The following is a 14,232-nucleotide window of genomic DNA, read 5'->3' on the forward strand; positions in this document are numbered from 1 at the left end:
TGCCTTGCGCAGCCTGCGCGTTACAAGGCCTCCGATGCAAAGTCCGCCAATCGCGAGCGCTCCCCGCGTCGCAGCGTGATGTGCGACGAATGCGTCCAATGCTTGAAGCGATCGACCGCATAAGTCAGGCCCGAAGTCGTTTCCGTGAGATATGGGGTGTCGATCTGCTCCACGTTGCCCAGGCAGACGATTTTCGTACCAGGGCCTGCGCGCGTGATCAGGGTTTTCATTTGTTTGGGCGTCAGATTCTGCGCTTCGTCGATGATCAGGTAACGCGAAAGGAATGTGCGACCACGCATGAAGTTCAGGGAGCGGATCTTGATGCGCGAGGCAAGCAGATCATTGGTGGCTTGGCGTCCCCAGCTGCCGCCTTCTTCGGGATTGGCGAGCACTTCGAGGTTATCAGTGAGCGCCCCCATCCATGGCGTCATTTTCTCTTCCTCGGTGCCTGGCAGAAAACCTATGTCTTCGCCTACTGAAACCGTGGCGCGCGTCATAATGATTTCGCGATAGCGTTGCTGATCCATGACCTGCGCCAATCCAGCTGCGAGTGCGAGCAAGGTCTTGCCGGTACCTGCGGTGCCTAGCAGGGTGACGAAATCTACGTCGGGATCCATCAACACGTTGAGCGCGAAGTTCTGCTCGCGGTTACGTGCGGCAATACCCCAGACACTGTGGTTGCTGTGGCTGTGATCATCCAGCAGCACCAGTGTGGCGCGCATGTCGTCAATGTGCAGCACACGCAGCTCTATGTTGTTGTCGCCAGGCAGATACAAGCACTGGTTGGGGTACCAGTCTTCGTCTTCGTGACGATCGAGTTTGTAGTAGGTACGGCCACGTTCGTTCCATGACTGCACTTCCGGATGGCGATCCCAGAAATCCTCGGGCAGCTCGGCCGAACCGGTGTAGAGCAGCGCGAAATCGTCCAGCGCGCGATCGTTTTCGTAATCTTCCGCATCGATGCCATAGATCTTGGCCTTGATGCGCAGATTGATGTCCTTGGTGACCAGAAAGACCGCGCGGTCTGGATTCTGATCGCGTAGCTCGATGACCGAGGAAAGGATCTGGTTGTCTGCCTTGCCGTGGCCGTTGCTGGTGCGTTGCTGGAAATACAGGCGGCCCACCGCCGCGCCGCGCTTGAGCGACACGCCTTCCGGGTTTGCCAGCTCCAGGCCGTTGCTAATGCCATGTCCATTGCCGCGCTCAATCAATTCATTGAGGAACCGGCTGACTTGGCGGCCATTGCGGGAGACCTCTGAAGCGCCTTTCTTTTTTTCGTCCAGTTCCTCCAGAACCGTCATCGGAATGAAGACGTCGTGCTCCTCGAAGCGGAACAGCGATGTTGGATCATGCAACAGTACGTTGGTATCGAGAGCGTAAATGCGCTTGCTTCCGGTCATGCGGAAGAAACCTCACGAGGCAAGAGGTGGATGGATCGCGTCGCGTAAAGGAGAGCGATGTCGATGGACGTAGGAATCACCGTGGTAGGGCTTCGAGCACTGCCTGGGCATGACCGGGCACTTTTACGCCCCGCCACTCCGCGGCGAGCTTGCCGTCGGGATCAATCAGGAAGGTACTGCGTACCACGCCCATGTGACGTTTCCCGTACAGCACTTTTTCGTGAATGACGTCGAAAGCCTTGCACCAAGTTTCATCCGCATCGGAAACCAGCGGAAAAGGCAGCTCTTGCTTACTGGCGAAGTTGGCGTGGGATTTTACGGAGTCGCGGGAAACGCCGACGATTTCGGCGTGAAGCTTTTGAAATTTGGGATAAAGATCGCGGAAGTCCTTCGCCTCGTTGGTACAGCCGGGAGTGCTGTCCTTCGGGTAGAAATACAGCACTACCCATTTTCCTTTTAGTGCATCGAGTTTGAGCGTGCTGCCATCGCCGGTGAGGCCTTGCAGCTTAGGGACTTTCTTGCCTAGATCGGGCATGGGTTCTCCGGAAGCCAGACTGTTTTTGCGCCTTCCGGGAATGGAGACTAACGCGGGTAGGGCAATGGAAAACAGCCTTGTCAGACGGCTTCAGCCGGAGCATTCTAGAATTTCACCGGATCCATGATGGCGTCGAGATTCAAGCCATCGCAGAACTCGAGGAAATCGTCGCGCAACGCGGCGATATGCAACTTATCCGGAACCCCGATCGTGAACTGGGCCTGGAACATCGAGGCGCCGGTTTGCATGGCCTGGTAACGCATCGAGCTGAGCTGTTCCACGCTGATGTCGTGGCGGCTGAAGAAGTCGACGATTTTTACGAGAATGCCGGGACGGTCGGAGGCTACGACTTCGACCAGGTACGGCAGCAAGTGGCCGCTCGGCTCGCGGGGATTCGTCCGGTAGTAGGTAAGGCGAAGTTCTTCTTCCCGCGCCAACTTGCTCAGGGCGGTTTCCAGCTTGGCCACTGCGTCCCATGCGCCAGCGGCCAGCAGTGTCAGCGAAGTATCCGCGCCAATGGTCGAAACGCGTGCGTCTGAAAGATTGCAGCCGGCATCGGCAATACGCCTTGCCAGGGCAAGCAATGGCGTGCGTCCTGCCGGCGTCAGCGTCTGGATCAACAGTTGATGATCGTTGCTGGATCGCGCGGAAAAAGGGATGGTGGGCATGGACAAGGGCGACCCCGCGTCGTGCGGGAAGACGACGAAACGATATATCAGCTTACTTGCCCGTCCCGTGAAGCCGCAAGTAAGATGCCTAGTCTCGTTTTTTGTGCAGGTCGCGCCATGAAGATCCACGGAAGCGTCTGCGCGCTGGTTACTCCGTTCGACGCGAGCGGAGCGCTCGATATGGCGGCCTTTGGCCGCCTGCTCGATTTCCAGATCGCAGGCGGTACCCAGGCGGTGGTCGTCGCCGGTTCCACCGGCGAATCCCACATGCTTGAACACGATGAGTACGAGCATCTGCTGGCCTTCGCGGTCGAGCATGTCGCGGGCCGTGTCCCGGTGATCGCCGGCACTGGCGAGGCGGCGACGGCCAAAACGGTCGCGCTCACGCAGCGCGCTCGTTCGCTAGGCGCAGATGCTGCCTTGGTGGTGACTCCGTACTACGTGCGCCCGACCCAGGAAGGGTTGCGTCGCCATTTTCTCGAAGTTGCCGATAACGGCGGTTTGCCCCTCATTCTCTACAACGTGCCTACCCGTACGGGTTGCGATCTGGCGCCGGAGACGACAGCCTTGCTGCGCGATCACCCTGCCATCGTGGCTATCAAGGAAGCGCGTGCCGATGCCGAAAGGATCCAGCGCACTGCGGAACTTGTTCGATCAGATTTCGTCTACCTGTGCGGTGAGGATGCTGCTGCCGCGGATGCTATGCTGGCGGGAGCCGCTGGCGTCATATCGGTGGTAGCCAACTTGGCGCCCAGGGCTCTGCGGGCATTGTGCGACGTTGCCATATCGGGCGACCGGGTTGCGACGGCGCATGCCAATGCATTGCTTGAACCGCTGGTTCAGGCGCTGGGTTGTGCTCCCAATCCGATCCCGGTCAAAGCAGGACTGCCGGAACTCGGCCTGGGGACAGCCAAGCCGCGCTTACCGTTGGTAGAACTGGAGCAAGGGCCCGCGCGCGAACGGATAAGCAAGGCCTTGGCGACTCTGGCATCCTTGGCCGATGCTGCGTGATTTTTTGCTCGACTGAACTCGGAACAATACGGAAACCACTACATGAAGAAACCTTCTCTAGCCGTAGCCCTGCCGGCTCTGGCTCTCACCGGCCTGCTTCTTTCGGGTTGTGGCATGTTCCGTTCCGAACGAGCCTGGCAAAATGCCAAGCAGGAATCGCCGCTGGAAATTCCTCCGGGTCTCGATACGCCTTCGGCGAGTGCGGCATTGGTGATTCCCCCACAAGGCAGCAATCAGCCGAGTCCTAATGGGGCTACTGCACGAGTGGGGGGCAATCCAGGCACGATTACGGATGGTTTCATCTTGGCGGACAGCGTGGATGAAACCTATCGCCGCGTAGGCGATGCGTTGAGCAATGGCGAGATCGGCACTCTGCAAGGTCACGACGATGCGACGCACACGTACACTCTGAGCGTGGTTGCTTCCGATCAGCCGCTCGAAAAGCCAGGATTCTTTGGACGCCTGTTTGGCGGTGGCGGCAGCAAGTCGAACGGTCCGGATGCCGTTCCGCGCAAGGTGGTCGTTACCATCAATGGCAGTGGCCAGGGTTCAAGCGAAGTGCGTGCCCAGGGTGAAGCGGCTGCCGTCGCAAAGGTAGTGGATAGTCTCAAGTCCCGCCTGGGTGGCAAGGGTTAAGACGGGTAGTCCCGATGATGTAAAAAACGCCGCTCATCACGAGCGGCGTTTTTATTTGTGTTCCGTTTTGAAGCGAGAGCTTCAGCGCTCCAGCAGGTTCAACTTCTCAGGCTTGTTTTCCCATTCCTTGGCGTCAGGCAGTGGGTCTTTGCGTACCGTAATGACCGGCCACGCTTTGGCGAGTTCCTTGTTCAGCGCGGTATAGCCTTCCTGCCCGGCGGGAACGTCATCTTCAGGATAGATGGCGTTGATCGGGCACTCCGGTTCGCACAAGGTGCAATCGATACACTCGTCAGGATCGATAACCAGAAAGTTGGGGCCTTCATGAAAAGCGTCGACAGGGCAGACTTCGACGCAATCAGTGTATTTGCATTTGATGCAGTTGTCGGTAACGACGAAGGTCATGCTGCCGTGTGCCTGCTTGGGATCGTAGAGCCGATCATAATGGGATAGTGGCGCTCCCAACGAGGTTCGAACTCGTGTTCCCGCCTTGAGAGGGCGGTGTCCTAGGCCACTAGACGATGGGAGCGTAATGTTGCGAGGCGCGGTAGTATAGCTGAATTGTTTCGTCCGGCAACGCCTGCGGGCAGCGGTCCAGGAGGACCGAAACGCTTGCAGGACAACGCTTAAGGCCGGTTTTACCGCCCGGGGCCCAGACATTCAGTTGTGCCATCGGAAGTTGAATGCCCGTAAGGATTTCGATCGCTTGAATCCCAAAGCCAGGAACGAAGTCAAGTTCGCTCTGCAGATTATTCCGCGTGAGCAGCACACGATTTCCCGCAAGAACATCAGCAAGGCTGCCTTGCGAGTGCTCTATCGCCTGAATGAAGCCGGTTACGACGCCTACCTGGTTGGTGGCGCCGTGCGTGACCTTCTGCTGGGCGGTCATCCCAAGGACTTTGACGTCGCCACGAATGCAACACCCGACGAGGTCAAAAAGCTGTTCCGCAATTGCCGCCTGATCGGCCGTCGATTCCGTCTCGCGCATGTGGTGTATGGCAACGAAATCATCGAAGTGGCGACGTTTCGCGGCGCGGGAGTAAGCGAGGAGGACGGTGAAGGAGATCGTCACATCGTAGACGGTCGCATTGTGCGGGATAACGTGTGGGGCAGCATCGAAGAAGATGCCTTGCGGCGGGATTTTCGCGTCAATGCGATGTATTACGGCATCAGCGATTTTTCGGTCCGCGATTATGTGGGCGGTATGCAGGATCTGCATGATCGCGTGCTTCATCTCATCGGCGATCCGGCCACCCGTTATCGAGAGGATCCGGTCCGCATGCTGCGTGCCGTGCGGTTGGCAGCAAAGCTGGACTTCCGCATTGATCCCGGCGCGTCCGCGCCCTTTGCCGAACTGGGATCGTTGTTAAGTGGGGTCGCGCCGGCGCGGTTGTTCGACGAGTCATTGAAAATGTTCCTGGCGGGATACGGTCTCAAGAGCTTCCACATGCTGGAGGAGTGCGGCCTGCTGAAATACATGTTCCCGGCCACTGCACGTGCGCTCAAGCGTGAGGACAGCGCCCTGTGGTCCATGATCGAGGGCGGGTTGGAGAGCACCGATGCCCGTATCGCCGAGGGTAAATCCGTTACGCCGGCTTTCCTTTTCGCAGTGCTGCTATGGGGCGAAGTCCGGGATCTCGCACACACCTGGGTGAAACATGGCAAAAGCGCAGGCGATGCGTGGGCACGTGCCATTACCCATGTGGTCGGCGAACAATGCCAGCGGGTGGCGATTCCGCGCCGTTTTACGATCGTGATGGAAGAAATCTGGTCACTGCAGCCTCGTTTTGAGCAGACGCAGCGGAAAAAAGTTTTTCGCCTGCTATCGCATCCCCGTTTCCGGGCGGCTTTTGATTTTCTTTTGTTGCGAAGGGCGGAATCACCTGCGATCGCCAATCTTGGGCAATGGTGGGATCACGCGCAGCAATTGCCGCACGAGACCTTGGCGGCAGCGTTGCCGACCCAACAAGGGGGCACGCAGTCAGATAACGAGCCAGTCCGTGCGAGCGTGCCTCATAAACGCAAGCGTCGTCGCAGGTCGGCCGCCGGCAAGTCGTCAGGCGGTGCTTGATGCGTGCCTACGTGGCACTGGGAAGCAACCTGGGTAATCCTCGGCAGCAAGTATGGGATGCCATCAAGGCACTTGAAGCGTTGCCTGATACCCAGATGGCGGCGAACTCGCGTTTTTATCGGACGCTGCCATGGGGGCTGGTGAATCAGCCTGACTTTGTCAATGCAGTCGTTGTGCTGGAAACCACGCTTGAACCGCCCAACTTGCTCCAAGCGCTGTTGGACATCGAAAAGGCTGCGGGCCGCGAGCGGAATGGCGAACGCTGGGGGCCTCGTACCTTGGATCTCGATCTGTTGCACGTGGTAGGACGAACGAGCAATACGGAGACGCTGATTTTGCCTCACCCGTACATTGCCCAACGTGCTTTCGTACTGCTGCCGCTGCACGATGTGGCGCCGGACCTCGATATTCCCGGGCAAGGGCGAGTCCAGGATCTCTTGCAGGCCATTAGCCATCATGATTGTCAGGTATTGGCTTGAGCGTTTGTCGTCTCGCGCCGGATAATGGGCATTCGCAGCGTGTAAGGAATGACCGTGTACGTTGAAAATGTTGATGCGCCAGTCCGCAAGCCGGTGACTGTTCCTGGGTTGCATGCGATGAAGGCAGACAGGCGCAAAATCGTCATGCTTACTGCATACGACGCGAGTTTCGCCGTACAGCTCGAACACGCGGGCGTGGATATTGCTCTGGTTGGCGATTCTCTCGGAATGGTGGTGCAGGGGCAGCGCAGCACGCTACCGGTTACCCTCGATCACATGGTCTATCACACTGCTATGGTGGCCCGTGGCCTGTCGGCCACGCTGCTGGTGGCCGATATGCCGTTCATGGCTGATCGCGATGTCAGTTATGCATTGGAAGCTGGCGCCCGGCTGGTTGGAGAAGCCGGGGCTGCGATGATCAAGATCGAAGGAGCGGCGCCACATATTCTTGAATCGATCCACGCATTAACGGAGCGCGCGATACCGGTATGCGCCCATTTGGGGCTCACCCCGCAATCAGTGCACAAGTTCGGTGGTTATAAAGTGCAAGGACGTGCGCACGATGCGGCGGAGCGCGTCGTCAGCGAGGCATTGGCTGTTCAACAGGCGGGGGCGGATTTGTTGGTCCTGGAAGGGGTGCCTTCTTCGCTGGGGGCTCGTGTCACGGATGCGCTCGATATCCCTGTCATCGGTATCGGAGCGGGACCTCAATGCGATGGCCAGGTTCTGGTGATCTATGACATGCTGGGCATCACGCCCGGCAAACGTCCCAAGTTCAGTAAGGATTTCCTGGCCGGCCGAGGCTCCGTCGGCGAAGCCATTGCCGCTTACGCGGCCGATGTGCGCAGTGGCGCCTTCCCTGCGGCCGAACACGGTTACAACTAGCAGTAGAGCGAACTTTTCATGCAAACGGTGCAAGACGCAGCAGGCCTGCGCGCCACGATTCGTGGCTGGCGCGCGCAGGGGCATACCATCGGTTTCGTGCCGACCATGGGTAACCTGCACACCGGCCATCATTCCCTTGTCAAACTTGCCAGGGCGCGGACCGACCGGGTTGTCGCGAGTGTATTCGTCAATCCGACGCAATTTGGACCAAGCGAGGACTTCGAACGCTATCCGCGAACGCTGGTACAGGATCAGGCTGGACTGGCCGAATCGGGGTGCGATCTCCTGTTTGCTCCGGATGTTGCCACGGTCTACCCCTTTGGACCGGCGGGCAGTGTGAGCGTGCATGTGCCTGGGTTGACGGAAACCTTGGAAGGGGCGCATCGGCCCGGCCATTTCGATGGTGTCGCAACTGTTGTCTGCAAGCTGTTCAATCTTGTGCAGCCGGACATCGCGATATTCGGACAGAAAGATTTCCAGCAGCTCAAAGTCATCGAGCGTATGGTGCGGGATCTCTCCCTGCCGGTGAAAATCATGGGCGCGCCGACGCAGCGCGCGGAAGATGGCCTGGCGCTGAGTTCCCGTAATCAGTACTTATCTGAAAAGGAACGCGCTGATGCTGCGTTGATCTATCAGACCTTGCAGCAGATGCGGGAGCTGATAGCCAAGGGGCACGCCCGGAAGGTGGTGGAACAAGCGGCTGCATCACGGCTGGAGCGGGCTGGTTTTGCGCCGGATTATGCGGCCATTCGCCGTGTCGAGGACTTGTCCGAGCCGACTGAAGACGAGCGTGAAGGCTTGGTAGCACTCATTGCCGCCCGGCTTGGAACCACTCGGCTGATCGATAACCTGCCATTTGACTGAAATGGGCAGGATTGATCGCTGCTCCGACCGCCCCCATCTGACGGGCGGGTGCCGTTGTTGCGGTGCAATTGCGGCAGTTCGATAATAACCCGCTACGCAGGCAGTTCCTGCTGGAATGAAGTCATGCAACTGAACATGCTAAAGGCGAAGATCCACCGTGCGACCGTGACCCATGCGGAATTGCACTATGAGGGTTCCATCGCCATCGATGGCTTGCTGCTCGATGCATCGGGCATCCGCGAATACGAGCAGATCCACGCATGGAACATCAATAACGGCAAACGCTTCGTGACTTATGCGCTGCGTGCCGAAGAAGGTTCCGGCATCATTTCGGTAAATGGCAGCGCAGCTCATCGTGCACAACCCGGTGATCTGATCATCATTGCCGCGTTCGTGCGTCTCAACGAGGCAGAGGTGGAGAAATTCCAGCCCACCCTGGTTTATGTCGATGGAAGCAATCGCATCAGCCACACCAATCGCTCGATTCCCAAGCAAATGGCTGCGGCTTAATCGCAGGCTTTATCCATCCACGTGAGGATGGAACGCCCGCGTATCGTTGTTCATCTGCAGATGACATTGTTTGATCATGCCTCGCTCCTGCTGTGCAGGATTGGCGCATGATCAAACCCAGGTAGCGTGCGTTATTTTCTGCAGTGGTGGCGCGCCAGTGCCCACGCAACGTGTTCGCGCACAACCTCCGAAGGGTGATCTTTCCGTTCCATCAAGGCTGCACGAACGGCTGTCGAAGACGGTGCGTTCCCGAGCGCAACGGCGATGTTGCGCAGCCAGCCTTCGTAGCCCGCACGACGAATCGCCATGCCTTCCGTGCGTTGCAGAAATTCCTCTTCACTCCAACTGAATAGCGCTATCAATTTTGCGCCGTCCAGGCTATGCCTGGGTGCGAAATCCGGCTCGGCAGTGTCCTGGGCGAATTTGTTCCATGGACAGATAAGCTGGCAATCGTCACAGCCAAAAATGCGGTTACCCATCGGAGCGCGCAGTTCTTCCGGGATCGTGCCTTTCAGCTCGATCGTCAGATAGGAAATGCAGCGGCGCGCATCCAGACGGTACGGCGCCACAATGGCCTGAGTCGGGCAGATGTCGATGCATTTTCGGCAGGTGCCGCAATGTGCACTGGCGGGTGCGTCAATAGGCAGTGGCAGATTGGTATAAAGCTCTCCAAGGAAAAAGTAAGAGCCGGCCTGGCGATTGATCAACACGGTGTGTTTGCCTATCCAGCCAAGTCCCGCGTTTCGAGCCAGGGCCTTCTCCAGGACCGGGGCCGAATCAACATAGGCGCGATATCCGAAATCACCGATGGCTCCACGTATACGCTCCGCCAGTTTTTGCAGACGATTGCGCAAGAGCTTGTGATAATCGCGACCTAACGCGTAGCGCGACACGTAACCCGCCTCGGCATCGCCGATGACATGCCAGGCATGCTGAACTCCCGGCGGCTGGTAATTCATCCGCACCGAAATCACGCGCTGCGTTCCGGGCTCCAATTCCTCTGGCCGGCTACGCTTGGTGCCATGGCGAGCCATGTACGTCATGTCGCCGTGATAATCATCTTCGAGCCAGCGCTTTAGATGCTGCTCGTCCTGTTCGAGCGTTGTCCCGCTGATGCCGGCTTCCGCAAACCCCAGTTCATGGGCCCAACGCTTGATATTGCTGGCCAGCGCGGCGTAATCGGGAGCAGAAGACATAGGCATGCATGCATTGTAATCGCTGCCTATAATCGGCCGATGCATGCCTACGCGCGTCAACGTGATCTTTATACCGTCGAGCAGGTTCGTGCGCTGGACCGGCGAGCCATTGATGACTTGGGCATCAGCGGTTTTGAGCTGATGAGCCGCGCCGCGGCAGCTGCTTTTGACTGGCTGCGCAAGCAATGGCCGGAAGCGCGGCGGATCGTTGTTTTCTGCGGTCCCGGCAATAATGGCGGTGACGGCTACTTGCTAGCCAGCCTGGCGCACGGTGCCGGCCTTGTGGTCGAAGTGACTGAACTGAGCGACACCCTGCATGGGGACGCGGCGCTTGCACGCGATACCTGGCAGCAGCGCAATGGGGTGACTCACCCTTGGCACCAGGATGCCTCAATACCCGGGGCGGATGTCTATGTAGATGCACTCTACGGCACGGGATTGAATCGTGCTCCAGAGGCTTTGGCTAGCACGCTGATTGACCGAGTCAATGCTTCTGGCGTTCCGGTCATGGCCATCGATGTGCCCTCGGGACTGAACGCGGATACCGGGTACTGTCCAGGTGCCGCCATACGTGCGCAGCTCACCGTCAGTTTCATTGCTGCGAAACGGGGTATGTATACCGGCCAGGCCCCCGCAAAAACGGGCCTTGTTCATGTCGACACGCTCGGGTTGCCTGATGTGCTCTGGCAGGACATGCCAGTGGATGCCTCGTTGTCGGATGCCACTCATCTTCCTCCGCGCGCGCGCGATGCGCACAAAGGCGATTGCGGACACGTGTTGGCCATCGGCGGAGATCATGGCACGGCTGGTGCCATTCGTTTGTGTGGCGAAGCTGCATTGCGCTCCGGCGCCGGCCTGGTATCCGTCGCGACACGTGCCGATAACCTCATGGCGCTAAACAGTGCGCGACCGGAATTGATGGCGCATGGCATCAACGGTCCGCAGGAACTTGAACCCTTGTTGACGCGTGCCACGGTGTTGGCTGTAGGGCCCGGTCTCGGGCAGGGAGCTTGGGGGCATGCACTGTGGCTGACTGCCCTGGACAGCGGAAAGCCGCTTGTGCTGGATGCGGATGGGTTGAATTTGCTTGCGCATGAGTCGCGCCAGTTCACGGTACCTGCCGTGCTGACACCCCATCCGGGCGAAGCTGCGCGGTTGCTGAAAGTATCAAACGGAGAAGTGCAAATGGATCGTTTTGCCGCGGCGCGCGCACTGGCGCAACGGTACGGAGCTGTGACCGTTCTGAAGGGTGCGGGTAGCTTGATCGCAAATCCGGATGGACGTCTGGACGTCTGTCCCTGGGGTAACCCAGGGATGGCCAGCGGCGGCATGGGGGATTTGCTGACCGGGGTGATTGCTGCGCTGATGGCGCAGGGTTGCTCAGCCTGGGACGCGGCTTGTATCGGAGTCGGGCTGCATGCTCGTGCAGGCGACTGGGCGGCGCATGGTGGTGAGCGCGGATTGCTGGCGAGCGATCTGCTTGGACCTTTGCGCTCGTTGGGGAATGGACTGGAAGCGCCGTGACCCGATGGCGGCAGTCAGATTCGCAGCACACGATAGTAGATTGCCTTTTGATGCCGCCTGGCGCAGTCTGCGGGCCTTCCGGATACCGCTCTTTCGGGTTGGCGCCTCCCTTCGTTCCATTATTCGACAGACACCCCCCCCATCTGCACTGCCGCATGGCTTGCTGGCAGGTGATGCCTAAAAATGAATCCGAGCGCCCTATACCGATCTGAACAACACTGGGATCTGGCCGACGAAGAGGCTACGCAAGCACTCGGTGCCCGCGTGGCCCGGGCCTTGGACGATGGTCTTGTGATTTACCTGTACGGCGAACTGGGTGCCGGGAAGACCAGTTTTGCCCGGGCCTTGTTGACAGCATTAGGCGTCGGAGAGCGGATCAAGAGCCCGACCTACAGTCTGGTTGAGGGGTATCAGGCGAATGGGCGTCCTGCCTGGCATCTGGATCTGTATCGCATCGCAGACCCTGGTGAACTCGAGTGGTTGGGGATGGATGCGCTCTCCGATCCGTACGCCTTGGTATTGGTCGAGTGGCCTGAACGTGGTCAAGGGGCGCTGCCGTTGCCTGATATGGAGCTTTACCTTGCCTATCACGGCACAGGTCGCCGCGCCCGGATGGAGTCAAAGACGGAACGCGCAGAGCGTGTGCTGAATCGCCTGAGCTGAGCCTCTGACATAGGTGGCGTGCGCTAAGTGCCGGTAAGGCATGGGAAAACTGAACGAATGGACCGGCACAAACGGCCCTTCGAAATGCATAGGTTATGGCTGATAGCTTGACCAAGCCTGACAAATGCGTCGCAGGTTATGGAAATAAAAGGGAAAAGCTCTTGCATTCAGGAAAATGCTGCGCTTCAATGCGCCACCATGAGGGGCTATCTCACTCGCACTATCAGCCTGCTTGGCGCCGCCATCCTGGTGGTGGTGCCTGGCGCCGCTTTGCGCGCTGCGGAAGTGAAAGATGCCCGTGTATGGGCCGGCCCTGAATACACGCGTGTGGTATTCGATCTCTCCGGCCCAGCGACTTATAAGCTGAGCCAACAAGGCGACCAGATTGCGCTGGATCTGCCTGCCAGCAGTGTTGCCGACCGTTTTACCGCACCCTCGGCGCAAGGCCTGCTCAAGGGGCTGAGCAATACCGTGCAAGGTAATACCCTGCACCTGACCGCCATGGTGTCGCCAAACAGCCAGGCGAAGACATTCACGCTCGGGCCGTCTGCCCAGGCCGGCTATCGCCTTGTGCTCGATCTGTATCCGGGAGATGGAAACAACAATACGTCGTCCCATCGCGAGGCGGTTGGGGGAGCGCGCACGCAGAGCGCATCCGTTCCGGCCGCCTCATCCGATCGCGAAGTACATGATTCCGGCAACGTTGCGCCGACACCGGCAGTCGTCAACGCGAACAGTCGACTGACATCACGCAAAGGCGTTACTACTCGCCAGGCAGCTCTCTTGCTCAATAGCCAACGCCAGGTGGTCGTGGCGGTAGATCCCGGACACGGCGGCAAAGACCAGGGAGCCCACGGCCCGGATGGTGTACTGGAGAAGAACGTCACGCTTGCGGTTGCGCGCGACCTGGCGGCGGAAATCAATCGCCAGCCGGGGATGAAGGCCATTCTCACGCGTAACGGCGATTACTTCATTCCTCTGAAGCAGCGGTATGAAATCGCGCGCCAGAATCAGGCCGATCTATTCATATCGATCCATGCCGATTCCTACACCAGCAGCGATGCCAGGGGGTCCTCGGTATGGGTGTTGTCGTCACGTGGCAAGAGTTCGGTAGCGGCCCGGATGCTGGCCGACCGCGAAAACAGTTCCGACCTTATCGGAGGTGTTTCGCTGGCGGCTGAAAACGACAGCCTCGCTTCGGTTTTGCTCGACATGCAGCAAGGCTGGGCGGTGCAAGCCAGCGACACGGTGGCGCAGAATGTGTTGAATGCGCTGTCGGCATTGGGCCCTACGCATCGCGGTTATGTAGAGCACGCCAACTTCGTGGTGCTGCGTTCGCCGGATGTGCCATCGATCCTGGTCGAGACGGCGTTCATCAGCAACCCGGTCGAGGAACACAAGTTGCGTGATCCGGAACATCAGCAGCAATTGGCCACGGCGATCATGGGGGGCGTGAAAAGCTACTTCATGAATAACCCGCCGCCGGGGACGTGGTTTGCGATGGAGGCTGCACGTCGCAAAGGCTTGCTGGTGGCTGGCGATGGCATGAGCGATGGGTCCAAGGCGTCCGGTAAGGTGGCCAGTGCTGCCGTGCCGGCGGATGCGGATGTGCGCGACATGCATCGGGTCGCGCATGGCGAGACCTTGCGCAGCATCGCCAGGCAATATGGCGTAAGCGTGGATTCGCTGAAAAGTGTCAACGGCATCAGCAACAACAGCGTCCGTGTTGGCACCATGCTGGCCATCCCGGAGAGTTGATCGTTCGCAAAGTGGGCTGACCTGGGCATGCA

At 58.9% G+C, this 14,232-nt stretch carries 15 protein-coding genes and 1 tRNA gene; 10 read left to right on the top strand and 6 right to left on the bottom strand.

Annotated features, from left to right (window positions below; genetic code table 11):
• Positions 1–20 precede the first annotated feature (20 nt).
• The 3 genes from AC4HNJ_RS01680 to AC4HNJ_RS01690 all read right to left on the bottom strand — a co-directional run bounded on the left by AC4HNJ_RS01680 (position 21) and on the right by AC4HNJ_RS01690 (position 2,603).
• A complete protein-coding gene (locus tag AC4HNJ_RS01680) occupies positions 21–1,400 on the bottom strand; it encodes a PhoH family protein (RefSeq protein ID WP_490477786.1) in 1,380 nt (459 codons plus the stop codon).
• Positions 1,401–1,476: 76 nt separating this feature from the next.
• Positions 1,477–1,935, bottom strand: coding sequence for a peroxiredoxin (locus AC4HNJ_RS01685; RefSeq protein WP_490477787.1), 459 nt, complete (start codon positions 1,933–1,935; stop codon positions 1,477–1,479).
• 104 nt (positions 1,936–2,039) lie between these two features.
• Positions 2,040–2,603 (bottom strand): glycine cleavage system transcriptional repressor, encoded by a 564-nt coding sequence (locus AC4HNJ_RS01690; protein WP_490477788.1) that lies wholly within the window; start codon positions 2,601–2,603, stop codon positions 2,040–2,042.
• A gap of 117 nt (positions 2,604–2,720) precedes the next feature.
• On the opposite strand from AC4HNJ_RS01690, the gene dapA reads away from it, so the two are divergent.
• Positions 2,721–3,614, top strand: a complete 894-nt coding sequence (dapA, locus tag AC4HNJ_RS01695) for a 4-hydroxy-tetrahydrodipicolinate synthase (RefSeq protein WP_490477789.1) — start codon at positions 2,721–2,723, stop codon at positions 3,612–3,614.
• Positions 3,615–3,656: 42 nt separating this feature from the next.
• The gene (locus tag AC4HNJ_RS01700) at positions 3,657–4,250 is read left to right on the top strand and encodes a hypothetical protein (protein ID WP_490477790.1); all 594 of its coding nucleotides are present in this window, start codon (positions 3,657–3,659) and stop codon (positions 4,248–4,250) included.
• Between the two features lie 81 nt (positions 4,251–4,331).
• On the opposite strand, the gene fdxA is transcribed toward AC4HNJ_RS01700, so the two are convergent.
• Positions 4,332–4,655, bottom strand: a complete 324-nt coding sequence (gene fdxA, locus AC4HNJ_RS01705; protein ID WP_490477791.1) for a ferredoxin FdxA — start codon at positions 4,653–4,655, stop codon at positions 4,332–4,334.
• Positions 4,656–4,703: 48 nt separating this feature from the next.
• A tRNA-Glu gene (locus AC4HNJ_RS01710) sits at positions 4,704–4,779 on the bottom strand.
• A 177-nt stretch (positions 4,780–4,956) separates the two neighbouring features.
• Between AC4HNJ_RS01710 and pcnB the strand changes: the two genes are divergently transcribed.
• The 5 genes from pcnB to panD all read left to right on the top strand — a co-directional run bounded on the left by pcnB (position 4,957) and on the right by panD (position 9,059).
• On the top strand, positions 4,957–6,321 hold the full coding sequence (pcnB, locus tag AC4HNJ_RS01715) for a polynucleotide adenylyltransferase PcnB (RefSeq protein ID WP_490477792.1): 1,365 nt from the start codon (positions 4,957–4,959) through the stop codon (positions 6,319–6,321).
• A complete protein-coding gene (folK, locus tag AC4HNJ_RS01720) occupies positions 6,318–6,800 on the top strand; it encodes a 2-amino-4-hydroxy-6-hydroxymethyldihydropteridine diphosphokinase (RefSeq protein ID WP_490477793.1) in 483 nt (160 codons plus the stop codon). The genes pcnB and folK overlap by 4 nt, the downstream gene beginning before the upstream one ends.
• A gap of 48 nt (positions 6,801–6,848) precedes the next feature.
• Complete coding sequence (panB, locus tag AC4HNJ_RS01725; protein ID WP_490477794.1) at positions 6,849–7,685, top strand: 3-methyl-2-oxobutanoate hydroxymethyltransferase; 837 nt, start codon at positions 6,849–6,851, stop codon at positions 7,683–7,685.
• A gap of 18 nt (positions 7,686–7,703) precedes the next feature.
• Positions 7,704–8,549 carry a pantoate--beta-alanine ligase gene (gene panC / locus AC4HNJ_RS01730; RefSeq protein WP_490477795.1) on the top strand — a complete coding sequence of 282 codons (846 nt, stop codon included), beginning with the start codon at positions 7,704–7,706 and terminating at the stop codon, positions 8,547–8,549.
• A 123-nt stretch (positions 8,550–8,672) separates the two neighbouring features.
• Entirely contained in the window at positions 8,673–9,059 is a 387-nt protein-coding gene (gene panD / locus AC4HNJ_RS01735; protein ID WP_490477796.1) for an aspartate 1-decarboxylase, read from the top strand.
• A gap of 131 nt (positions 9,060–9,190) precedes the next feature.
• Here the strand turns inward: panD and queG are convergent, their stop codons facing one another.
• A complete protein-coding gene (gene queG, locus AC4HNJ_RS01740; RefSeq protein WP_490477797.1) occupies positions 9,191–10,255 on the bottom strand; it encodes a tRNA epoxyqueuosine(34) reductase QueG in 1,065 nt (354 codons plus the stop codon).
• Positions 10,256–10,294: 39 nt separating this feature from the next.
• On the opposite strand from queG, the gene AC4HNJ_RS01745 reads away from it, so the two are divergent.
• The 3 genes from AC4HNJ_RS01745 (at position 10,295) to AC4HNJ_RS01755 (ending at position 14,200) form a co-directional block, all read left to right on the top strand.
• The gene (locus AC4HNJ_RS01745) at positions 10,295–11,779 is read left to right on the top strand and encodes an NAD(P)H-hydrate dehydratase (protein ID WP_490477798.1); all 1,485 of its coding nucleotides are present in this window, start codon (positions 10,295–10,297) and stop codon (positions 11,777–11,779) included.
• A 183-nt stretch (positions 11,780–11,962) separates the two neighbouring features.
• Positions 11,963–12,442 (top strand): tRNA (adenosine(37)-N6)-threonylcarbamoyltransferase complex ATPase subunit type 1 TsaE, encoded by a 480-nt coding sequence (tsaE, locus tag AC4HNJ_RS01750; RefSeq protein ID WP_490477799.1) that lies wholly within the window; start codon positions 11,963–11,965, stop codon positions 12,440–12,442.
• Between the two features lie 198 nt (positions 12,443–12,640).
• On the top strand, positions 12,641–14,200 hold the full coding sequence (locus AC4HNJ_RS01755) for an N-acetylmuramoyl-L-alanine amidase (protein ID WP_490477800.1): 1,560 nt from the start codon (positions 12,641–12,643) through the stop codon (positions 14,198–14,200).
• The last annotated feature ends 32 nt before the right edge of the window (positions 14,201–14,232 follow it).

This window comes from Dyella sp. SYSU CM1112 (assembly GCF_058216415.1).